The 21497-nt window shown below is 74.5% G+C and carries 23 protein-coding genes; 11 read left to right on the forward strand and 12 right to left on the reverse strand.

Features of this window, described 5'->3' with window-relative positions; all coding sequences use genetic code 11:
* Positions 1 to 309 precede the first annotated feature (309 nt).
* Positions 310 to 1608 (reverse strand): VOC family protein, encoded by a 1299-nt coding sequence (locus tag HNR61_RS32025; RefSeq protein ID WP_182846892.1) that lies wholly within the window; start codon positions 1606 to 1608, stop codon positions 310 to 312.
* On the reverse strand, positions 1601 to 2134 hold the full coding sequence (locus tag HNR61_RS32030) for an RNA polymerase sigma factor (RefSeq protein WP_182846893.1): 534 nt from the start codon (positions 2132 to 2134) through the stop codon (positions 1601 to 1603). The genes HNR61_RS32025 and HNR61_RS32030 overlap by 8 nt, the downstream gene beginning before the upstream one ends.
* 110 nt (positions 2135 to 2244) lie before the next feature.
* Here HNR61_RS32030 and HNR61_RS32035 point away from each other — a divergent pair, with 110 nt between their 5' ends.
* A complete protein-coding gene (locus HNR61_RS32035; protein ID WP_182846894.1) occupies positions 2245 to 2991 on the forward strand; it encodes an alpha/beta hydrolase in 747 nt (248 codons plus the stop codon).
* A 227-nt stretch (positions 2992 to 3218) separates the two neighbouring features.
* Here the strand turns inward: HNR61_RS32035 and HNR61_RS32040 are convergent, their stop codons facing one another.
* A complete protein-coding gene (locus HNR61_RS32040; RefSeq protein WP_182846895.1) occupies positions 3219 to 3812 on the reverse strand; it encodes a gamma carbonic anhydrase family protein in 594 nt (197 codons plus the stop codon).
* A 128-nt stretch (positions 3813 to 3940) separates the two neighbouring features.
* Positions 3941 to 4384, reverse strand: coding sequence for a hypothetical protein (locus tag HNR61_RS32045; RefSeq protein ID WP_182846896.1), 444 nt, complete (start codon positions 4382 to 4384; stop codon positions 3941 to 3943).
* 125 nt (positions 4385 to 4509) lie between these two features.
* Between HNR61_RS32045 and HNR61_RS32050 the strand changes: the two genes are divergently transcribed.
* The 5 genes from HNR61_RS32050 (at position 4510) to HNR61_RS32070 (ending at position 8512) form a co-directional block, all read left to right on the forward strand.
* Positions 4510 to 5451, forward strand: a complete 942-nt coding sequence (locus HNR61_RS32050; RefSeq protein WP_182846897.1) for a type IV toxin-antitoxin system AbiEi family antitoxin — start codon at positions 4510 to 4512, stop codon at positions 5449 to 5451.
* Between the two features lie 170 nt (positions 5452 to 5621).
* The gene (locus HNR61_RS32055) at positions 5622 to 6524 is read left to right on the forward strand and encodes an alpha/beta hydrolase fold domain-containing protein (RefSeq protein WP_312898198.1); all 903 of its coding nucleotides are present in this window, start codon (positions 5622 to 5624) and stop codon (positions 6522 to 6524) included.
* Between the two features lie 289 nt (positions 6525 to 6813).
* On the forward strand, positions 6814 to 7188 hold the full coding sequence (locus HNR61_RS32060; RefSeq protein WP_182846898.1) for an MFS transporter: 375 nt from the start codon (positions 6814 to 6816) through the stop codon (positions 7186 to 7188).
* A 201-nt stretch (positions 7189 to 7389) separates the two neighbouring features.
* Positions 7390 to 7959, forward strand: coding sequence for a hypothetical protein (locus tag HNR61_RS32065; protein WP_182846899.1), 570 nt, complete (start codon positions 7390 to 7392; stop codon positions 7957 to 7959).
* A 292-nt stretch (positions 7960 to 8251) separates the two neighbouring features.
* Entirely contained in the window at positions 8252 to 8512 is a 261-nt protein-coding gene (locus tag HNR61_RS32070) for an ArsR/SmtB family transcription factor (RefSeq protein ID WP_312898199.1), read from the forward strand.
* A 243-nt stretch (positions 8513 to 8755) separates the two neighbouring features.
* Here the strand turns inward: HNR61_RS32070 and HNR61_RS32075 are convergent, their stop codons facing one another.
* The 6 genes from HNR61_RS32075 to HNR61_RS32100 all read right to left on the reverse strand — a co-directional run bounded on the left by HNR61_RS32075 (position 8756) and on the right by HNR61_RS32100 (position 14594).
* On the reverse strand, positions 8756 to 9808 hold the full coding sequence (locus HNR61_RS32075; RefSeq protein ID WP_182846900.1) for a lysylphosphatidylglycerol synthase transmembrane domain-containing protein: 1053 nt from the start codon (positions 9806 to 9808) through the stop codon (positions 8756 to 8758).
* A gap of 136 nt (positions 9809 to 9944) precedes the next feature.
* Positions 9945 to 10799 (reverse strand): oxygenase MpaB family protein, encoded by an 855-nt coding sequence (locus HNR61_RS32080; RefSeq protein WP_182846901.1) that lies wholly within the window; start codon positions 10797 to 10799, stop codon positions 9945 to 9947.
* A gap of 88 nt (positions 10800 to 10887) precedes the next feature.
* Positions 10888 to 12078, reverse strand: a complete 1191-nt coding sequence (locus HNR61_RS32085) for a thiolase C-terminal domain-containing protein (protein WP_182846902.1) — start codon at positions 12076 to 12078, stop codon at positions 10888 to 10890.
* Between the two features lie 94 nt (positions 12079 to 12172).
* Entirely contained in the window at positions 12173 to 13240 is a 1068-nt protein-coding gene (locus HNR61_RS32090; RefSeq protein ID WP_182846903.1) for a threonine aldolase family protein, read from the reverse strand.
* A complete protein-coding gene (locus tag HNR61_RS32095; protein ID WP_182846904.1) occupies positions 13221 to 13931 on the reverse strand; it encodes an SDR family oxidoreductase in 711 nt (236 codons plus the stop codon). Before HNR61_RS32095 ends, HNR61_RS32090 begins: the two co-directional genes overlap by 20 nt.
* 30 nt (positions 13932 to 13961) lie before the next feature.
* Positions 13962 to 14594, reverse strand: a complete 633-nt coding sequence (locus HNR61_RS32100) for a hypothetical protein (RefSeq protein WP_182846905.1) — start codon at positions 14592 to 14594, stop codon at positions 13962 to 13964.
* Positions 14595 to 15117: 523 nt separating this feature from the next.
* Here HNR61_RS32100 and HNR61_RS32105 point away from each other — a divergent pair.
* Together HNR61_RS32105 and HNR61_RS32110 are read left to right on the forward strand one after the other, a co-directional pair.
* On the forward strand, positions 15118 to 15270 hold the full coding sequence (locus HNR61_RS32105) for a hypothetical protein (protein WP_182846906.1): 153 nt from the start codon (positions 15118 to 15120) through the stop codon (positions 15268 to 15270).
* A 54-nt stretch (positions 15271 to 15324) separates the two neighbouring features.
* Positions 15325 to 16125 carry a sigma-54-dependent transcriptional regulator family protein gene (locus tag HNR61_RS32110; RefSeq protein WP_182846907.1) on the forward strand — a complete coding sequence of 267 codons (801 nt, stop codon included), beginning with the start codon at positions 15325 to 15327 and terminating at the stop codon, positions 16123 to 16125.
* Here the strand turns inward: HNR61_RS32110 and HNR61_RS32115 are convergent.
* Positions 16098 to 16778 (reverse strand): histidine phosphatase family protein, encoded by a 681-nt coding sequence (locus HNR61_RS32115; RefSeq protein ID WP_182846908.1) that lies wholly within the window; start codon positions 16776 to 16778, stop codon positions 16098 to 16100. The genes HNR61_RS32110 and HNR61_RS32115 overlap by 28 nt on opposite strands.
* 71 nt (positions 16779 to 16849) lie before the next feature.
* On the opposite strand from HNR61_RS32115, the gene HNR61_RS32120 reads away from it, so the two are divergent.
* A complete protein-coding gene (locus HNR61_RS32120) occupies positions 16850 to 17215 on the forward strand; it encodes a hypothetical protein (RefSeq protein ID WP_182846909.1) in 366 nt (121 codons plus the stop codon).
* Positions 17208 to 17651: a hypothetical protein gene (locus tag HNR61_RS32125; RefSeq protein ID WP_376770286.1), complete on the forward strand. Its 444-nt coding sequence runs from the start codon at positions 17208 to 17210 to the stop codon at positions 17649 to 17651. The genes HNR61_RS32120 and HNR61_RS32125 overlap by 8 nt, the downstream gene beginning before the upstream one ends.
* A gap of 96 nt (positions 17652 to 17747) precedes the next feature.
* Here HNR61_RS32125 and HNR61_RS32130 read toward each other — a convergent pair whose 3' ends face one another.
* On the reverse strand, positions 17748 to 18386 hold the full coding sequence (locus HNR61_RS32130; RefSeq protein WP_312898200.1) for a nuclease-related domain-containing protein: 639 nt from the start codon (positions 18384 to 18386) through the stop codon (positions 17748 to 17750).
* A 446-nt stretch (positions 18387 to 18832) separates the two neighbouring features.
* On the opposite strand from HNR61_RS32130, the gene hrpB reads away from it, so the two are divergent.
* On the forward strand, positions 18833 to 21379 hold the full coding sequence (hrpB, locus tag HNR61_RS32135; RefSeq protein ID WP_182846910.1) for an ATP-dependent helicase HrpB: 2547 nt from the start codon (positions 18833 to 18835) through the stop codon (positions 21377 to 21379).
* Positions 21380 to 21497: the final 118 nt, after the last annotated feature.

Here is a 21497-nt window from a genome sequence, read left to right on the forward strand (position 1 = left end):
CTCGTCAGGGGGCTCGCACCTCACGAGATCTTGGCGAGTGCGGCATCGCTTCGCGATCTGGCCTGCGGGCCCTCGCCTCCGGCTTCGGGCCCGCAGGTCAGGTCACGTGCTCGTGTGCGTGGCCGGGGTCCACTTTGGAACAGGTCCTAGGTGGTCCGGCGGTCACGGGCTTGGTCCTGCTGGTGGTGCTGGGTGGGTTGCCGTCAGTGAGCCTCGCCGCCAGCGGGAGGCCGCCACTGTTGCAGATCAGGTGGTGCCTGGGGCCCGGCCTGCCGCGGTCGGCCGCGGTTGACCGGACGCGGGACGGGGTCAGAGTTGGGCGAGCCAGAACGGGGTGCCCTGGTTGTCGGTGCATTGGGTGGTGCGGCCGTAGGGGCGGTCTTCGGGGTCTGCGGCGGTGCCGCCGTGGTCGCGGACCCGGGTGATGGCCGTGCTGATGTCGGCGACCGTGAACGTCGGGACCGCGGCGGCCTCGCCGAAGCCGCCGTGCAGGCCCGTTACGGGGCGGACCTCGGTGCCGTGGTTGTGGACCCTCCAGCCGTCGGGGACGGTGCCGGGAGAGAACTCCCAGCCCAGGGCGGTGCTGTAGAACGCGCGGGCGCGGACGGTGTCGGGGACCTGGAGGGTCACGTGGGCGATCTCTCCGGGGGCCGGGACGGGGGTGACGGTCTCGTCCGGAACGGCGAGATCGCCGGTGGGCGGCTGGTAGAGCGAGAAGGGCAGGCCCTGGTCGTCGACGCACATCGAGGCCAGGCCGTAGGGCTCGTCCGTGGGCTCGCCGGCCTCCCCGCCCGCGGCTCGGATGCGGTGGATCGTGTCGTGGATGTCGGACACGGCGACGGCCAGGTGCAGGGTGCGGCGTTCCTCTCCACCCCACAGGCCGATGTGCTGGTGGGGCAGGCCCTCGACCTGGCGTCCCTGGTGGCCGCTGCCGGGGGCGAACGACCATTCGAGCACCGTGCCGTAGAAGTCGGTGGCGCGGACGATGTCGGGCGTCCACAGGGAGGCGTAGCCGATGTCGCCGTGCCGGGGGACGGCGGACACGGGCGGCATCGTGATCATCCAGCGGTGGCCGAACGGGTCGATGATGACGCCGTTGCGGCCGAAGTCGTAGTCGGTGACGGGACGGACCGGGCGGGCGCCGAGTTCGACGGCGCGGTCGAAGGTCGCGTCCACGTCCGGGACCCGCAGGTAGAGCGACTGGCTGGGGCCGCCCCGTGCGGTGGGGCCCAGCAGGTCGAGCTCGGGCCATTCGTCGGCGAGCATCAGCACCGAGTCGCCGACGGCGAGTTCGGCGTGGCCGATCCGGCCGTCCTCCATCACGATCGGCTCGCCGCGCCACCGGGCCCCGAACGCCTCGGCGTACCAGTCCAGGGCGCGGCGGGCGTCGTCGACGCAGAGGTAGGAGTTCAGGGAGTGGAGCGTGGCGACGAGTCGCCGCTCCGGGGCGGCCGAGCGGGCGGCGGTCGCGGTGACCTGGGCGGACATGGGGTCTCCTGTGGGGCGCAGCAGGGCGCGGCGCAGGCGTTCGCGCAGCCGCGCGGCGAAGATCGGGTCGGGGGCGACCGGCTCGACCGGGGTGTGGAGGGCATCCAGCGGATCAGTCATCTCGGCCCTCCTTCACATGGTCGGCGTAGGTCTGGCGGAAAGCGGCCCGGGCGCGCACCAGCAGCGCCTCGGTGGCGTGCACGGTGCGTCCCAGGAGTTCGGCGACCTGGGGGACCGGCAGGCCGTCCAGGTAGCGCAGGGTGAGCGCCGCCTGGTGGTGGGGCCCGAGATCCTCCAGGATCCCGCGGGCGACCAGGGCGTCCAGCCGTTCGTCCCAGGGATCGTCGGTGGGGGACAGCCCGCCCTCGATGGCGTGGAGGCCGCGCTCCTCCCGGGCGGCCCGGCGCCAGTGGTCGACGAGTTTGCGGCGGGCGACCCCGATCAGCCAGGCCGTGGTCAGCTCCGGCGGGTCCGGTCTGCGGACCGCCTCGACCGCGGCCAGGAACGTCTCGGCGGTGAGGTCCTCGGCCAGGGCCCGGCGGCCGCAGCGGGACAGCAGGTAGCCGTAGACCTCCGGCAGCGCCACGTCGTACAGATCCAGCAGCGCCGGCCCGAGGTCCGGTTCGAGTCGTCCCGGTCGGCCCATACCCCTTCATCGTTTCGCGGGCCGGTTCTCCGACGGGCCATCACAAGATTTTTTGACCCGCGGGCGGAACACCACGGGAGGAGGCGCGGTATGCGGGGGATTAAAGCGGTGTGTCGTTCACCGAACCGCTGACGCTCTACACCGCCGACGGCGTGCGCATCGACGCCGGTCACCGGCGGGGCGAGAACGGGTGGTGCTTCATCGTCGCGCACGGGTTCACCTGCTCGTGGCGGCAGCCGATGCTGCTGCGGATCGCCGAGGGCCTCAACCGGCACGGCGGAGTGATCTCCTTCGACTTCCGAGGCCACGGCCGGTCCGGGGGCCGCTCCACGGTCGGGGACCGGGAGGTGCTCGACATCGAGGCGGCCGTCGCCGCCGCGCGCCGCCGGGGTTACGAGCGCGTCGCGGTCGCCGGGTTCTCGATGGGCGCCGCGGTGGCGGTACGGCACGCGGCGCTGCACGGCGGCGTGGACGCGGTGGTGTCGGTGAGCTCGCCCGCGCGCTGGTACTACCGCGACACGGTGCCGATGCGCCGCGTCCACTGGGCGATCGAACGCCGCGCCGGTCGTCTGGCGGTGCGGCTGGCGCGGCGCACCCGCGTCTCGACCAAGGGATGGAACCCGGCTCCCGAGGCCCCGTACGAGGTCGCGGGCCGGATCTCGCCGACGCCGCTGCTGGTGGTCCACGGCGACGCCGACCAGTTCTTCCCGCTGGAGCACGCGCGCCAGCTCTACGAGGCGGCGCGCGACCCGCGCGAACTGTGGATCGAACCCTCCTTCGGCCACGCGGAGGTCGCCGCGACCCCGGACCTGATCGAACGCATCGGCGCCTGGGCGACGGCCTGGCCCCGACCGTGACCCTGGCTCACCGGTGCGGCCGGAGGCGCCGCGGACCGGTCACGGCGCCCGGCCCTGACGGCGTGAAGGCCGCTGCGATGGCGAGGTCGGCCCGGGCGAGGCCCGTGCGGATGTGGCGCCTGGGAAGCGCGACTGGGGCCGTACCGGCTGTACCGGTACGAGCAGGGGTGCGGCGGGCTGCCGGCCGCGCCCGTGGGACGCGTTCCGGTCAAGCCGTTGAGGCGCGGTCAGTCGATGACGCGGTCGTCGCGGTGGGCGCCGTAGAACGTGGACTGGCGGGCCATGATCTCGCGCAGCGGCGTGCTGCGCGGCACGCCGTAGACGGTGCCGGGGAAGTCCATTCCCTGCTGCACCTCCCACAGTTCGTCGTGCCGGTCGGGTGAGAACAGCTCGGCCGGATCACCGGCGGCGATCCAGCCGATGGGGACGACCGTCCCGGGCCCGATACGGGAGTTGACGTGGAGCACGCTGTTTATGCGCAGCTCCGAACCGGTGCCCGCGACCGCGCCGGGAAAGATCGAGACGCCCGTCGCGACGAACACCTCGTCCTCGACGGTCGCGCCGTTGACATGGGCGTGCGGGCCGACCAGGACCGAACCGCCGAGCACCGCCGGATGTTCGGAACGGCCCTTGACCACGGCGTTCTCCATCACCGTCGTGTTGGCGCCGACCCGTACCTCGCCGTCTTCGGCCGTGAGCACCGCGCCGTGCAGCACACGGGCCCCTTCCCCCAGGACCACCGCCCCGCACAGCACGGCGGACGGCGCCACATACGCGGAATCGGGAACGACGGGACGCGCCCCGCGATGCTCCAGCAACATCAGCCCTCCGTAAGTTGTTGGGTGGCGCCGGAGGGCCGGATGTGGCTGATCGGCCCTTGCCGCTTTGTGTGGTTCCCCGGGAGTGGCCGCCCGGCCCTCCGGGTGCCCTGGCCACTGCATTGAGACTCTTAGGCGAATGCCTCGACGTCGGGGAACTCGGCGTTCCTGACCGGCGTGAACACCTCGTTCTCGTAGTGCCGCGCCTGGCAGGAGAAGCGGACCGCCCGCGCCTCCAGCCACCGCAGCAACGCGGTGACCTGCGGGAATCCGTCAGGATGGATCTCCTGCCGCGCGGTCAGCGCCCAACCGCCGTCATCGCGGGGCTGGAACTCGGCGGACACGACCCCGCCGATGCGCCAGGCGGGCTCCCGGCGGGCCAGGACCGGGTAGGGGACCTGCTCGGTCCGGACCTGCCCGGTCTCGTCCTCGAACGCCTCGGCGAAGTCGGTCACGATGGTCAGGGTGTCCGGCTGCCGGCCGGTGCCCAGGTGCCAGCGCAGCTCCGCGACCTCACCGCGCGACAGGTCGGCGGGCAGGTCCGCGGACAGGATCAGTTCGTACACATCCGCCATGTCCGGCACCTTAGCCTGCGGGACCGTCATTTCGATCACCATGCTCCCCATCCGGGGGAGCGAGTTATCCACAGATCTCGCGGACGCCTTCCGGGGAGCGGCGGACGACCCGCAGCATCGAGGGCATGAGCGAACTCAACGTCCTCTGGACACGGTCCTCCAACGGCCAGGTCGTGCCGGTCGCACCCGGCGTCGGCTTCGCCCCGGGACCCGGAGCGTCCCTGACGGAACGAGCCAGGGCGATCAGCGGCCTGCTGCCGGAGGGGTGCGCCGTCGCGCGCCGCACGGCGGCCTGGATCTGGGGGCTGGACGTCTTACCCCCGGGAGTGAGCGCGATGGAGTGCGACGTCGATCTCGTCCTCGCGCCGGGGCCGATGCCGCCGGGGCGTGACCCCCGCTGGACGGAGCTGCCCGACGACCACGTCGTGGAGAAGGACGGTGTGCGGGTGACGACGCCCGCACGCACCGCCCTGGACTGCGTGCGCTGGTTGCCGCGCCGGGACGCCGTCGCGGCGCTGGACCAGTTCCTCCGGCGCGGCGTGACCGAGAAGGAGCTGCGGGCCATGGCCCGCACCCTGACCGGCTACCGGAACAACAGGAGGCTCAGCGCGCTGCTGGGCCTCGGCGACGGGGGCGCGCAGTCGCCGGGGGAGAGCTGGGTCCGCCTGATCACGATGGACGCGGGCTTTCCCCGCCCCCGCACCCAGATCCCGATACCGGGGCCGAACGACGAGCTGCTGTACGTCGACCTCGGCTACCCCGACCACCAGGTCGGACTGGAGTACGACGGCGAGGAACACCACACCGGCCGCCGGGCACGCGCCCACGACGCCGCCCGACGCCGCCCGACGCCGCTGGCTGAAGAAGGAGCAAGGATGGAACGTCATTCCGATCACCAGGGACTTCCTACCCCGGCCAGGCCCCTACCTGGAGGCACTGCTCACCACACTGCTGCAACACGGCTGGGAACCGGGCGACGACACCATGGACCGAATAGCCACCCGCCTGGCCCGCCTCAACCGCCGCCGAAGATGACCCACCGGGAAAGACCCCACGAGCCGCCGTGATGCGTGGGCGTGATGCGTGGGCGTGACGCGCGGCTGTGGCGCATGGCCGTGGCGCATGCCGTGACGCATGGCTGTGCCGCGCGGCCGCTACGCATGGCTTGCGCGCTTCGGTCTGTCTCGTCTTCGTTCTGTCTTGTCTTCGTTCGTGTATGGGGGAAGGAGTGGTTCGCGTGCGTTTCCATTCGATTGCCGCTGCGCCTGGAGAGGGTGCCGCGCTGCGTGAGCAGATGTCGAAGCTGTTCGTCGATCCGCCGGTGTTGGACGAGCGGGCTGATCTTGTTCCTGTGCTGTCGTACACCGGGGGCGTGCCCGGGACGTGGGTCACCGCGCCCGAGGTCGTCGCGGGTGAGGCGGTGGGCGGGGCCGGGGTCACGGTCTACGTGCACGGCGGCGGGTTCTCGCAGAGTGAGCCGGCGCTGGAGGAGGTCATGGCCTTGCGGTTGTCGCAGGCCACGGGGCGGCCGGTGTTCCGGGTGGATTACCGGCTCGCGCCCGAGCACCCGTATCCGGCGGCCGTCGAGGACGTGGTGGCCGTCCACCGCAGCCTCGTGGAGCAGGGGGTGCCCGCCGGTCGGATCCTGATGGTCGGGGAGTCGGCCGGGGCGACCCTGGCCCTGTCAGCGCTGCTGGTTCTGGCGGAGGCCGGGGACGCGTTGCCCGCGGGTGCCGTCTCGGTGTCGCCAGTCACGGACTTCGCCGTTGCCGGGGTGCACGCCGGCGACGGCCGCGATGTCATGACCCCCGAGACGATGGCCGTCATCGCCGAGCACTATCTGGCGGGCGCGCCCCCGGATCAGGCGCCGCAGTCTCCGGTCTACGGGGACTTCCGGGGAACGCCGCCGCTGCTGGTCGCGGTGGGAGCGGACGAGCTCCTGCTGGACGACGCGCGACGTCTCGCCCGCGCGGTTGCCGATGCGGGCGCGGAGGTCACCCTCGACGTCTACGAGGACATGCCGCATGCCTTCCATACGGCCGTCCTGCTCGCGGAGGGAGCGTGGCCGCCCGTGGCCCGCACCTTCCTGGGCCGGCTCGCGGAGTGGGTGAGGCGGTTGGATTGCCGACGGATCATGTGATCGTTCAGTGTGACGGCATGTTCCTCTCCCGTGCGTAGGAGACGCGTCGGCCGGGTCCCGAGCGGCCCGCCCCTCGACGTCCCCTGCACACCCGCGCCGCGCCTGGAGCGCGTCGCGTTCTCCGAGGAACGACTCCCATGTCTTCGTATGCCGTCGTGCTGCGCGTTCCGCATGCCCGCACGACCTTCGCCGCCGCGCTGCTCGGGCGGCTGTCCTACGGAATCGTCTTCCTGTCGTTGACGCTGGCGGTCTCCCAGGCCACCGGGTCGTATGCCGTCGCAGGCGGGCGATGGCGTTGTTCGGGCTGGTCGGGGCGCTGGTGTCGCCGTGGCGGGCGGCGCTGGTCGATCGGCGCGGACCGCGGCGGGTCCTGCCCGTGACGGCCGCCGCCTGCGCGGTGTCGCTGGTGGGGCTCGCCGCTTCCAGCTGGCAACCGGGATCGTCGCGCGTGCTGCTGCGCGGGCTCGCGGCGCTGGGCGGGGCGCGCGCCCCGCCGCTGGGGCCGGTGATGCGGGCGCTCTGGGCGAACTGGTGCCCGACCGGCGGCTGTTGCAGCGCGCGTTCTCGCTCGACACCGTCGCTGAGGAGCTCGTTTACGTCACCGGCCCGCTGGTGGCGGGACTGCTCGCGGTGGTCGCGCGCCCCGCTGCCGGGGTCGCCGTGAGTGCCGTGTTGGTGGTCGTTGGAACGTTGGCGCTGGTGTCTTCGCCGGCGGTGCGGGACATGCGAGGGGAGGGTGACAAGGAGCGGGACGAGCCGAAGCGGTCGTGGGGCGGTCTCGCCGGGCTGGAGCGGCCCGTCGCGGTCGCGGCGGGACCGGCTTCTGCCTGGGGCTCTCCACCTCCTCGCCGTCGCGGTGGCGGTCATGCAGGTCGCCGGCGCTCCCGCCGACCTGATCCTCCTGCTGCTGATCCTCGGCGTGGACCCGGACGACCGCGCCCTCCACACCATGGGCGACCACGCCGCCCGCGCCATGACGTTCCTGCTGCCCGAACCGTTCCTGGCGCCCGAACCGCTCCTGGCGGCGGGCGCGGCCCTGTTCGCGGCCGGGAGCGCCATGGGCGGTCTCGCCTACGGGGCGGTGACGTGGCGCGCGGACGTGCGGGTGCGGCTGGCGCTGTTGGGGGTGCTGCTCGGGGGAGCGGTCGCGGCGGCCGGGAGCATGCCCGAGGTGGCGACGCTGGCGGGAGCCGTCGGAGTCGCCGGGCTCTTCGTGTCGCCGCTGCTGGGCACCGCCTCCCTGATCGCCGACGAGAGCGCCGGGCCGGGGAGCCGCACGCGGGCGGGAGCGTGGGTGAACACCGCCTTCAACGCCGGTCCCTCCACCGGCACGGCCGGAGCCGGGATGCTCCTGGGCGGCGTCCCCCTGGCATGGTGCACCGCCCTGGCGGCCCTGCCCCTGCTGGCGACCGCGGTGGCGGCCCGCCGACGTTAGAAATCTACAATGTAAAGGAAGGGGACGATTCGACACGAAGGGTGAAGGGAGGGAAATCGCTCGTTCATGCGCGCTGATGCCATCCATGCATCGGCTTGGCTGTCCGTGACGACGTCATAACGCTCGGACGCCTCGCGTCGGAGTCCATCTCCAGACCCCGTCCGCTCTCGACGGCTCCGGAGCCCGTCCGCAGGGACCTGCGCGTTGCGCTGGTGCCAGAGGGGGTTCCCGGCGACGCTGCGGCCGCCAGGTTCCGCAGGAGCCGCCGCTCCTGGTCTATCCCAGCCGCGGGGTGGCCACTCTGTGGGCTCTGGCGCCGTCCCTGGACGCCACCGCCCTGAGGTCGCTGTTCGGTGCGTCCCGGGCCGCGTTGCTCGGCTTTCTCGGTGAGCCGCTGCCGACGGTGGAGCTGGCCCGTCGCCTGAAGGTGGCCCCCAGTGCCGTCTCCCAGCACCTGCGCGTGCTGTACGCGACCGGTCTGGTCACCCGGGCCCGCGGCGGGCGGCACGTCCTGTACCGCCGGAGCCGTCTGGGGGACCAGCTCGTGGTCTAGCCGGGACCTGGCGCTTCCATGTGACCGGCCCGTTCCGTGCTGGATCCTCCGTGGTGAACGCCGCTTCGCTCGGGTGTGGCTGGGGCCTGTTTCGAAGCGGGCCCCAGCCTCGCACGCGAGCCCGCGGGTCAGAGCGCGAAGCGAGGTCGCGCTCGCCGAAGCCAGGTGAGCGCCGTGGGTCAGGGGCTTGGGACTCGGCTGAGGTGGGGGCGCGGGAGGCGCCATGTCCTGGCCGGGGGCGGCTCACCGTTCTGGCGCTGTGTCGCGGCGGGGTTCGGGGGGTCGGCGGAGGGTCCGGGACGTCAGCAGGCCGATGGGCACCGGGGCCCAGAACGTGATGGCCCGGAACAGCAGGACCGTCTGGAGGGCCGGGGCCGCCGTCACGCCCAGGGCGATCAGGGCCCCTGTCAGGGCGGCTTCGGTGGAGCCCACGCCGCCGGGGGAGGGGACCGCGGCGGCCGCCGCCGCGCCGACCAGGTAGGCCGTCAGGAACGGCAGGACGTCGCCGGGGCCGGCTCCCGTGCCGGGGACGGCCAGGGCGCTCAGCGCGAAGGCCAGGCCCAGCACGAACGTCGTCGCGGCCGAGGCCGTCACGGTCAGCAGGAGGTCGCGGGGGCGGCGGGCCAGGTCGCGCAGGCCCGCCAGGGCGCGGGTGACGGCCGCCGAGCGGGCCGCGCGGCGGCCCCACAGGGCCGCGGCCGCGAGCAGGGCCGCGCCCGCCGCCAGGAGCGGTTCGGGTGGCAGGAACGTCATGGCGCGGGCGGCGTGGTCGCCCATGGTGTGGAGGGCGCGGTCGTCCGGGTCCACGCCGAGGATCAGCAGCAGGAGGATCAGGTCGGCGGGAGCGCCGGCGACCTGCATGACCGCCACCGCGACGGCGGCCCGGGCCAGGGGGAGGCCGTGGCAGACCAGGTAGCGGGTGTTGACGGCGATCGCCCCCAGGCCACCGGGGGTGAGGCGGTTGGCCGCCGCCGCGGTGAACTGGGCCATCGTCGTGGGCAGCAGGGGGAGGGCGCGGCCGCTGACGCCGCGCAGGGCCAGGGCCGCGAAGACGTAGTGCAGCACCGACAGGGCCGCCAGGACGGGGACGTACTCCCAGCGGGTGTCGCGGAACGCGGTGGCGAGCGTGTGCGTGGGGATCAGCAGGGCGGCCGCGGCCAGGGCGGCCAGTAGCAGGGCCGCGGTCACGCCCTGGCGGACGCGCGGCCGGCGGGCGCGGGGCCGGGAGGTCCCGGCGGCGGCGCCGCTCAGGACGGCGGGCGCCGTTCGCTCAGCGCCGGCGGCGATCGTCTCCACACCTTCGGTTGTCGGCTGGTTCCCTGAAGGCCGGGGGACCTTCGGGTGCCGCGCGGGAGAACACCTCCCGGCGGTCGGGGGGATCATGCCCGGGGGAGGCGGCCGGTGAACCTGGCCTTCCGGCGCGTGACGGGTTTCAGGCGGCGGGGCGGTACCGCTGGTCGCGGGTGTGGGCGCCGATGTAGCGGAGCGCGGTGCGCAGGGCCCAGTGGTTCAGGCCGCCGGGGAGCATGCGGTAGCCCTGCCGGTGGGCCAGGGCGAGGGCGGTGAAGCGGGCCTGGTCCAGGGGGCTCCAGGGGATGTCGAAGCGGGTGCGGACGATCGGGGGCAGGCAGCCGAAGGTGATGAGGCGGAGGGGGCGTTCGGCGACGAGGCGTCCGGCGCGTTCGGCGAGGGGGCCGCCGACGGGCAGGAGGGTGACGGTGTCGGAGCCGTGCCGGGCGATGTCGAGGGCGCGGGCGGCGGCGGGGGTGAGTTCCAGTTCCCGGGCGCACACGTGCCAGAACCTGGACTGGAACGCGGCGTGGTCGGGCGGGACGGGCCGCATGCTGACGCCGTAGCGGGCGTACCAGGTGACGGTCTCGGCGTAGAGGCGTTCGCGGTCCTCAGCGGTGAGGGTCCCGGGGTGGAACAGTTCGGCGGCCTTGAAGATCTCCCAGGTGAAGGTGGCGTGGGCCCACCAGAACGTCTCGGGGTCGAGGGCGTGGTAGCGGCGGTCGTGCTCGTCGGTGCCGCCGATGGCGCGGTGCAGGTCGCGGATGGCGCGGGCGCGTTCGGGGCCGTCGGGGGCGAGGATGGTGGCCCAGATCTGGGGGACCGAGCGGTGGATGCGGTCGAAGGGGGCGTCGAAGAACGCCGAGTGCCGGGCGACGCCCGCGCCGATGCCGGGGTGCATGAGCTGCAGGAGTCCGGCGGCGGCTCCGGGCAGCAGGGAGCGCAGGTCGCCGGCGTACTTCCGGAGCAGGCAGCCGGGTTCGAGGGGTGCGGTCATCCCACCTCCTGGAGGTCCTGCCCGCCAGGGTGGCCGATCGTGAGACGTGAGTCAATATTCGTCTCACGTCCGCCACCCTGGGGGCGGGTCAGGAGGCGGGCCGGTAGACGGCGACGGCACAGGCGCTGCCGAGGCCGATGTTGTGCTGGAGGGCGACGCGGGCGCCCTCGACCTGGCGGGCGCCGGCCTCGCCGCGCAGCTGCCAGGTGAGCTCGGCGCACTGGGCGAGGCCGGTGGCGCCGAGGGGGTGGCCCTTGGAGATCAGGCCGCCGGAGGGGTTGACGACCCAGCGTCCGCCGTAGGTGGTGGCCCGCTCGTCGACGAGCTTGTGGCCCTCGCCGACCGGGGCCATGCCGAGGGCCTCGTAGGTGATGAGCTCGTTGGCCGAGAAGCAGTCGTGCAGTTCGACGACGTCCACGTCGCCGATGGAGACCTCGGCCTCCCGCATGGCGGCGCGGGCGGCGCGTTCGGTGCAGCCGAAGCCGACGGCGGCGATCGAGGAGTGGTCGGCGAAGCTGTCGGGGGTGTCGGTGGTGATGTGGTGTCCGGCGATCTCGACCGCCCGGTCCCCGAGGCCGTGCTCGTCCACGAAGCGCTCGCCGGCCACGATCGCCGCGGCGGCCCCGTCGGAGGTGGGGGAGCACTGGAGCTTGGTGAGCGGGTCGAAGATCATCGTGGCGTTCCTGACGTCCTCCAGGGAGTACTCGTCCTGGAACTGGGCGTAGGGGTTGTTCACCGAGTGCTTGTGGTTCTTCCAGCCGATCCAGGCGTAGTGGTCGGGGGTGGAGCCGTACCTCTCCATGTGCTCGCGGCCCGCGTTGCCGAACATCTGCGGCATCGGGGCCTTGTCGATCTCCCAGGGGCGGCCGGCGGTCATCGCCTTCAGGTGGTGGTCGATGATGGTGACCTTGGACTTGCCGACGCCCGCGCCCAGCGACCCCTTCTGCATCTTCTCCATGCCGAGGGCAAGGACGCAGTCGGCCAGCCCTCCGCGCACCGCCTGGCGGGCCAGGAACAGGGCGCTGGAGCCGGTGGCGCAGGCGTTGGCGACGGTCATCACCGGGATGCCGGTCATGCCGACCTCGTACAGGGCGCGCTGGCCCATCGCGCCGTACATGGAACCCGCGTAGGCCTGCTGGACGCGGTCGTAGGCGATCCCGGCGTCGGTGAGGGCCTTGCCGACGGCCTCCTTCGCCATGTCGGGGTACTCCCAGTCGCGGGAGCCCGGCTTCTCGAACTTGGTCATGCCCACGCCGATGACGAACGTGCGGTTGGCCATGGGGGTGCCTCCAGTGCCGAATCGGGTTCAGCCCCACGATAACCTTTTCTATCTAACGATTGTTAGATAGGGGGGCGGCCGGGGCCGCCCGGGCTCAGGAGCCCAGCTCCTCCGCCAGCGCGGCGGCGAACGCGGCCACGTCCCGCTCGGTGGTGTCGAACGAGCACACCCACCGCACCATGCCGCGGTCCTCGTCCCACACGTAGAACGCGAACCGCTTGCGCAGACGCTCGATCACCTCGTGCGGCAGCACGGCGAACACGGCGTTGGCCTCCACCGGGTGGGCGATCTCCACGCCGGGCAGGCCGCGCACCGAGTCGGCCAGCAGCCGCGCCATGGCGTTGGCGCCGCGGGCGTTGCGCAGCCACAGGTCGCCCTCCAGCAACGCGACGAGCTGCGCCGACACGAACCGCATCTTCGACGCCAGCTGCATCCCGGCCTTGCGCAGGTACTCGACGCCGCGCACGGCCGCCGGGTTCAGCACCACGATCGCCTCGCCGAACATCAGGCCGTTCTTGGTGCCGCCGAACGACAGCACGTCCACCCCGGCGTCGGTGGTGAACGCCCGCATCGGCGCGTCCAGCGCGGCGGCGGCGTTGGCCAGGCGCGCGCCGTCCATGTGGACGAGCATCCCGCGCTCGTGGGCGGCGGCCGCGACGGCGGCGACCTGCCCGGGGGTGTAGACGGTGCCGAGCTCGGTGCTCTGGGTCAGCGACACCACGCGCGGCTGGGCGTGGTGGGCGTCGCCGAAACCGCGGGCGTGCCGGGCGACGTCGCCCGGGGTGAGGCGGCCGTCGCGGGTGGCGACCGGGACCAGCTTGATCCCGGCGACCTTCTCGGGCGCGCCGCACTCGTCGGTGTTGACGTGCGCGGTCGCCGGGCAGATCACCGAGCTCCAGCGGTCGCACATCGCCTGGAGGCCGACGACGTTGGCGCCGGTGCCGTTGAAGACCGGGTAGGTCTCGGCCTGCTCGCCGAAGTGGCGGCGGAACACCTCGCGCGCGTGGGCGGTGACGGCGTCGTCGCCGTAGGCGGGCTGGTGGCCGGTGTTGACGGCGGCGACGGCGGCCAGGACGTCGGGGTGCGCCCCGGCCTGGTTGTCGCTGGCGAAGCCGCGGCCGGCGGCGAGGCCGGCGGAGAGGTCAGGAAGCGGAGAGGTCAACGCGGGTTCCGTTCAGTCGCGCGGCGGGACGGTCCCACAGCCCGGCGACGGCCGCGGCCAGGTCGTCGACGTGCGTGAGGCCGGTGAAGGGGGCGTCCGGGTGCTCGCGGCGCATGGCGTCGGTCAGCAGGGCCTGGACGACCAGGATCGTGGCGGCGGCGTCGGGCAGGTCACCGAACGCGTCGGCCATCGCCAGCGTCCACGCCTCGGCGGCGGCCTTGGCGGTGGAGTAGGCGGGCGCGTCCTGGACGGGCCGCCGGGCGGCGTGCTGGGAGACGATCGCGACCCGGGCGCGCGGGGAGCGGCGCAGGTGGCCGTGGAACGCCAGCGTGGCGTGCTGGAGCGTGCGGACCAGCAGGTCGTGCAGGAACGCCCAGTCGGCCAGGTCGGTGTCGCCGAACGGGACGCCGCCGCGCCAGCCGCCGACCAGGTGGACCAGCCCGTCCACGCCGCCGTGCTCGGCCGCGACCGCGTCGGCCCAGGCGCGGGTGCCCTCGGCGTCGAGCAGGTCCACCACGGCGGGGGAGACGTTCTCGTCGTCCCACCGGTGGGGGACCCGGCCGGCGGCCACCACGCGCGCGCCGGAGGCGGCCAGCCGCCGCACGACCGCCTGCCCGGCGGCGCCGGCGGACCCGGTGACCACGACGACGCGGCCCCGCGGCGGGACGGAGGGGTTCGAAGGATCGGTCATGGGCCCATTCTGCCCGTGCCGGAACCGGTCTCAGGCGTGGGCCTCGCCCCGGCCCAGCGGCTCGGCCAGGCGTTCGGCGCCGTGCCGGGACTGGTCGGTGAGCCGCTCGGTGATCGGGTCGGTGATCGGGTCGGGGACCGGGCCGACCGTACGGCCGCCGAGGCGCTCGCGCAGCGCGTCCACGTCGTCGCCCAGCCGCGCCAGGGTGGCCTGAAGCTCCCGCCACAGCCCGGCGCGCTGCTCGGTCTGGGCCATCCGTCCGCGCAGGTCGCCGATGCGCCGGTCCAGGATGTCGAGGCGGACGCGGGCGGCGTCGTCCTCCTTGCCCGCCCGGATCATGCCGGTGGCGACGGCGATCAGGTCGCGCTCCAGGTCGTCCAGCCGCTCGTCCAGGCGCGGCAGCAGCCGGTCGTTGAGCTGGCCGACCAGCGAGTCCAGCTCGGCGCGCACCGCGCGCAACCCCGCGTCCTGCTCGCGCAGGCGCTCCTCCAGCCGCGCGATCCGCTCGCCCTGGGCGGCCACCAGCCGCTCCAGCTCCACCGGGCGCGTCAGCTCCCGTGCCAGGCCGCGGAGCAGGTCCCCGGGGGTGGCCGGCAGGCGACCGCGCAGATGGCGGTCGGCTTCGGAGACGACCCGGCGGACCAGACCCGGCAGAACGGCCATGACACTCCTCGGCAAGGGGATCGGCGTGGACGCCTCTTGAACTCTAGGCGAACCATGGCGAAACGAGTCATGTTCTCCTTGGGGAGGGAGCCGGAACATGGGGCGCGCACAGGCACAGCCCGTGCCGGAGGATCAGCCGGGCACGGTCGGCGGTGTAGCCGGCAGGGCCGTGCGCCGGGCGCACCCTGCGGCAGGTCAGGCACAGCATCGCGTTCCTCCTCGGCGTCACCGGAGCCGTCGCCGGCCGGGACCTCCCCCATCGCCGCCGCGCGTCCCGCGGAACGCGCGGCGGCGGGTCCCGATCCCGGCGACCGGGCTCCGGTGCACGCCCGTACGGTAGGACGGACCAGGTTGCATGCACGTTGCGACCACCCGTGCACGTACGGCGAGACGTCCCAGGTGATTCCTTTTTCCGGAAGGGGTTGCGCGGGGGAACACCGCGACGGTCGCCGACGAGGCCGAGCAGCTGATCGTCGTCACCGACGAGCTCGGGCGCGCGCTGTGGACCGAGGGGCCGCCGGGGGTGCGGCGCCGCGCCGACGAGGTCGGGCTGACCGAGGGGTTCTGCTGGGCCGAGAACGCGGTCGGCACCAACGGCATCGGCACCCCGCTGGTCACCGGGCGCCCCGAGTACGTCTACTCCGCCGAGCACGTGGTGTCGGTGCTGCACCGCTGATCGTGCGCGGGCGCGCCGGTCACCGACCCGGACTCGGGCCGGGTGCTGGGCTGCGTGGACGTCAGCGCCACCCTGGACCGGCTGCACCCGGCCACCGTCGCGCTGGTCGGGGCCGCCGCGCGGCTGGTGGAGGAGCGCCTGGCGGACCGGATGCGCGCCGCCGACGACCGGCTGCGCGAACGCTACGGCCGCTACGTCGGCGGCGACGGCCTGCTGGTGACCGCGACCGGCCGGGTGCTGGCGGGCGCGGCGCGCTGGCGGGGGCGGCGCGTGGGGGTCCCCGCGTCCGGCGGGCGGCTGGTGCTGCCCGACGGCGGCCTCGCCCTCGCCGAACCGGTCGGCGAGGTGTTCCTGGTCCGGCACGTCGAGCCGCCCGCCCCGGACCGCCGGCCGCTGCTGGCCCTCACCCTGCTCGGCGACGCCGCCCCGGCCGCGCGGCTGGACGGCCGCCCGGTGCCGCTGTCGCTGCGGCACGCCGAGATCCACCGGCTGCGGTCCGCGCTGGGCGGGGTGGGGCGCGCCCGCCCCTACCGGCTGGACTGCGAGGTGGAGGCCGACCTGCTGGCGGTGCGGCGGCTGCTGGAGGCGGGCGAGGTCGCCGCGGCGGTGCGGCTGCGCCGGCAGGTCCTGGCCCGCGGCGGCATCGCCGGGCTGTGGGACTACGTCACCGGCGGACCGGGCCGCGACGACCTGGAGGCGCTGGAACGGCTGCACGCCCTGCTCCCGCCGGACGACCCCGGCACGCCGCCGTCGCCGCCCGCGCCGCCACGCTGCTGGCGGGCGGGGACCGAACGCCGCCCCGGGGCGGACGCCGTGCGGGCCGGGCGTCAGGCCAGGTGGGAGATGTCGTTGTAGATGATCGGGCACAGCCGCCCGCCGTCGTGCCGCCACCGCGACACCGAGCAGTTGCCGATCGGCGTCTTCTCGATCTCCAGGATCTCCGGCTCCGACAGGCCCTCCACCACGTACCGCGTCATCACCACGATCGCGTCGTGCGCGACCGCCAGCACCCGCCCGCCGGGCTCCTGCTCGTGCAGGTCCCGGTACAGGGAACGCAGCCGCAGGGCCAGGTCCGCCCACGACTCGCCGCCGGGCGGCCGGTAGTAGAACTTGCCGATCCGCCGCTTGCGCGTGTACTCCTCGGGGAACCGCGCGCGGATCCCGAACGAGGTCAGCCCCTCGAAGACGCCCTGGTCGCGGTCGCGCAGCCGCTCGTCGACCCGGACCGGCACCGCGTAGGGCGCCTGCTCCAGCGCGATCCGCGCGGTCTCGGCGGCCCGCAGGAACGGGGAGGTCAGCACCAGCGTGGGCCGCTCGCCCTCGGGCAGCGCCGCCAGCCACCGGCCCAGGCCCGCGGCCTGGACACGGCCCGCCTCCGACAGGGGGATGTCGGCGTCGCGCTCCAGGATCCCGGTCTCCTCGGCGCCCCGCTCGTAGGCGGCGCGGTAGGCCACGTTGCCGGTGCTCTCGCCGTGCCGGGTCAGGATCAACCAATCGAGCGTGTCCACCCCAGCATGATTCCACGCCGCGCGAGCCCGTGCGGCCGTGCTCTACAGCCGGTAGTAGTCTCGGAGGTCCTATGTCGAACGCCCTGTCCGTCGTGATCATCGTGGTGGCGCTGCTGGCCGCCGCCTACAGCGCCGTGACCGCCGTCCGCAACCGGGCGATGGGCTGGGGGGACCTGGCCGCCCTCGGCGTGCTGGAGGTCCTGCTGGTCGTGCAGGCCGTGGTCGGGTTCGTGAAGCTGTCGGGCGGCGAGGGGCCCGGCGACAGCGCGACGTTCGTCGGCTACCTGCTGGCGATCCTGGTGATCCCGGTCGCCGGGGCCGGCTGGGGGCTGCTGGAGCGCTCCCGCTGGGGACCGGGCGTGATCGTCGTCGCCGGGCTGTCGGTGGCGGTCATGATCGAACGCATGCGGCAGATCTGGACGGGCACCGTTGGCTGAGCGCACCACCCCCACCGAACCCGCCGGCCCCGCCGCTCCGGGCACCGGCAGCGGCCCCGGGCGGATGCTGGTCGCCGTCTACGCGGTCTTCGCGCTGGCGGCGGGCTGCCGCGCGGGCGTGCAGATCGCCACGCGCTTCGACGAGGCCCCCGTCGCCTACGCGCTGTCGGCGGTGGCCGCGGCCGTGTACGTGCTGGCCACCGTCGCGCTGGCCCGCGGCGGGCGGACCTCCCGCCGCGTCGCCGCCGCCGCCTGCTCGGTCGAGCTGGCCGGGGTCCTGGTCGTCGGGACGCTCAGCCTGGCCGACCCCGCCGCGTTCCCCGACGCCACCGTCTGGTCGGCCTATGGGCGCGGCTACGGGTTCGTCCCGCTGGTGCTGCCGGTCGTCGGCCTGTGGTGGCTGTGGCGCACCGGCCGCCGCGGCGCCCGCGCCTGAGACGGGGGCCGGGGGAGAGCGGAGAAAAGAGCGCCGCCCGTACGGGGAGGGTCGCCGGACCCGTACGGGCGGTGTTCGTGGGACGGCCGGCCGCTCTCAGGCCGCCGTCTGCATGGTGTGGCCGCCGATGGGCAGGACGTGCACGCCGGCGCGCGTGATCTCCTCGACGCGTTCGGCCGGGTACTCGGCGGTGGGGTTGCGGCGCATCCAGCGCAGCAGCGCCAGCGGCGGCGCGAACACGATCCCGTCGGCCTCGAACGGGGCGCGCGCCAGCCGCCCGCCGTGCACCGCCAGCACCGGGGTCACCGTGACCGGCTCCCCGGTCCGCTCCGACAGCAGCCGGGCCGTCTCCCGCGCCGCGCCCGTCAACCTTTTGACCAGCGCGGACTGGGTGCGGCCGTCGATGAACAGCCGCCCGCCGTAGGGCGCGACCTCGGCCTCGGGGTGCCAGGCCTCGTTGTGCACCAGCCAGACCCCGCCCGGACCGATCACGATCTGGTCGGCCTTGCCGTATCCGGGAACGGTGCGCGCGTGCAGCACGCGGTGACCGCGGCGTTCCAGCGTGTGCCGCAGCCACCGGTTCATGCGCTCCTCGCCGCGCAATCCGCGCCGCCATACCGAGGATGCGTTGTAACCGCGCCAGTGGAAGTAGGCGTCCAATACCGTCACCACAAGAGCCATGACGATGCCGAAAACCGCGTTCACCAGCATCCCGCACAGTACGAAGGTGAGCACCGCGAAAATTGCACGGTTCCTTACACGGCTCTTTCGTCCGCGTTGCCAGAGTTCCTCGTAGACGGCCTGCGGCGTGCCCCCGGTGAAGGCCGCGCGGTCCCTGAGATAGATAGAGCTTCCGATCACCGCTGTTCCTCCTGCCCCGGTGTTGACGAGCCGATTATGGGCATACCCGGGACAATGGGGCGGGCCATCACGGGGTGAGGGAACTAGAACCCGAAAGTCACCGGCGGTGGAAGAGATATCGCAGTACGCGGCTTTTGGTGAAGCTTTTATTGTGCGTTCTTGGCGCTCCCTTGAGAAGGTTTCAAAGGCGCGGCGAAAAGGGCGGTGAAACTATCACCGCAAGAATCGTGACCGCTTTCGGCCGGTGGGATTCGTCACATCCGCCGGAAGTGTACATGGGCCGTTCCCGACGGTGAGCACCGGCGCGGCACACTGGTGCGATGCGCACCGGCCCGACCACCGACCGCCTGCGGGAGGCCCTCGACCTGCCCGTCCGCCACGCCGTGCCCGGCCTGCGCGCCGCCCTGGCCGACCGGGGCCTGGCCGTGCTCGCCGCGCCGCCCGGCACCGGCAAGACGACCCTGGTCCCGCTCGCCCTGGCCGGGCTGACCGGGCCGGCCGGGCTGGCCGGCGAGGACACCGGCGCGCCCGGCCGCGTCGTGGTGCTGGAACCCCGGCGGCTGGCCGCCCGCGCCGCCGCCCGCCGGATGGCCTGGCTGCTGGGCGAGGGCGTCGGCGGCCGCGTCGGCGTCACCGTGCGCGGCGAGCACCGGCCCGGCACGGCCGTCGAGGTCGTCACCACCGGGGTGCTGCTGCGGCGCCTCCAGGACGACCCCGAGCTCGCGGGCGTCGGCACCGTGATCCTCGACGAGTGCCACGAACGCCACCTGGACGCCGACACCGCGCTGGCGTTCCTGCTGGACGCCCGGGCGGCGCTCCGCCCCGACCTGCGGATCGTCGCCGCCTCCGCCACCGCCGACACCGCGCCCTGGGCGGCCCTGCTGGGCGGCGGCGACGGCCCCGCGCCGGTCGTGGAGACCGAGGCCGCCCTGCACGACGTCGCGGTGGTGTGGGCCCCGCCGGACCGCCCGCTCCCCCCGCCGCACGGCATGCGCGTCGACCCCGCCCTGCTCGCGCACGTCGCCGCGACCGTCCGCCGCGCCCTGGCCGAACGCGACGGCGACGTGCTGTGCTTCCTGCCCGGCGTCGGGGAGATCGCCCGCGTCGCCGGGGCCCTGGCCGGCGTGGACGCCGAGGTGCTCCAGGTCCACGGCCAGGCCGGGCCCGCCGCGCAGGACGCGGTGCTGGCGCCGGGCCGGCGACGGCGCGTCGTGCTGGCCACCTCCGTCGCCGAGTCCAGCCTCACCGTCCCCGGCGTGCGGATCGTGGTGGACTCCGGGCTGGCCCGCGAACCCCGCACCGACCACGCGCGCGGCCTCGGCTCGCTCACCACCGTCCGGGTCTCCCGCGCCGCCGCCGGGCAGCGCGCCGGCCGCGCCGGCCGCGAGGCCCCCGGAACGGTGTACCGCTGCTGGACGGCGGCCGAGCACGAACGCCTCGCCCCCCGCCCCCGCCCGGAGATCGAGCTGGCCGACCTGACCGCGTTCGCGTTGCAGGCCGCCGCCTGGGGCGACCCCGACGCCCGCGACCTGGCTCTGCTCGACGCGCCCCCGCCCGCCGCGCTGCGGGCCGCCCGGGCCACGCTGCGGGCGATCGGCGCGACCGGGCCGGACGGCCGCGTCACCGAACGGGGCCGCGCGCTGGCCCGCGTCGGCCTGCACCCCCGCCTGGCCCGCGCCCTGCTCGACGGCGCCCGCCGCGTCGGCGCCCGCACCGCCGCCGAGATCGTCGCCCTGCTGTCGGAGCCCCCGCCGCCCGGCGCCGGCGACGACCTGACGGCGATCTGGCGGACCCTGCGCCGCGGCCGCCCCGCCGACGCCCACGCCGCCCGCTGGCGCGACGAGACCCGCCGCCTCACCACCGCCCTGACCGCGACGGCCACGGCCCCTCCGGCCCGGGGGACGGGGGACGACGCGGCGGCCGGGACCGTGGTCGCGCTCGCGTTCCCCGAGCGGGTCGCCCGGCGGCGGGCCGAGGGGCGGTACCTGATGGCCTCCGGGACCGGGGGCGAGCTCGCGGAGGGGTCCGCCCTGGCGGGGGCGCGGGCCGAGTGGCTGGCGGTCGCGGTCGCCGACCGGCCCGCCGGGGCCGCGTCGGCGCGGATCCGGCAGGCGGTGGTCATCGACGAGGACACCGCCCGCGAGGCCGCCTCCCCCCTGCTGGAGGAGGCGCGGGAGGTCGTCTGGCGCGACGGGGACGTCGTGGCGCGGCAGGTCGAGCGGCTCGGGGCCGTCGAGCTGGCCGCCCGGCCGCTGCGCGCGCCCGATCCGGGGGCGGTCGCCGAGGCGCTGGCCGAGGGATTGCGCCAGGAGGGGCTGGGGCTGCTGAACTGGGGCCCGGCGGCCGTCGCGCTGCGGGAGCGGATGGCGTTCTGCCACCGGGCGCTCGGGGAGCCGTGGCCCGCGGTGGACGACGGCGCGCTGCTGGCGCACGCCGTGGACTGGGTCGCCGGGGCTCGGCGGCGGGCCGAGCTCGCGCGGATCGACGTCGCGGCGGCCCTGCGCGGGCTGCTGCCGTGGGAGTGCGCCTCGCGGCTGGACGAGATGGCCCCCGAGCGGATCCGGGTGCCGTCCGGGTCCCAGGTCCGGGTCGACTACTCCGGGGAGCAGCCGGTCCTCGCGGTGAAGCTCCAGGAGCTGTTCGGCTGGGACGCCGCGCCCCGGCTCGCCGGGGGGCGGGTCCCGGTGGTGGTGCACCTGCTGTCCCCGGCGGGACGGCCCGCCGCCGTCACCGCCGACCTCGCCTCGTTCTGGCGGGAGGGGTACCGGTCGGTGCGGGCCGAGCTGCGCGGGCGCTACCCCAGGCACCCCTGGCCTGAGGACCCCACCCAGGCGGCCGCCACCCGGCGCACCAACCGCCGGGCCTAGGTCCTGTCTCAAAGTGGGTCTCGTCCACGCACGCGAGCGTGTTGCCTGACCTGCGGGCCCGACGCCGCAGGCGAGGGCCCGCGGGTCAGATCGCGAAGCGATGTCGCGCTCGCCGAGA

The sequence above is a fragment of the Actinomadura kijaniata genome (assembly GCF_014138665.1).
Taxonomy (GTDB): Bacteria; Actinomycetota; Actinomycetes; order Streptosporangiales; family Streptosporangiaceae; genus Spirillospora; species Spirillospora kijaniata.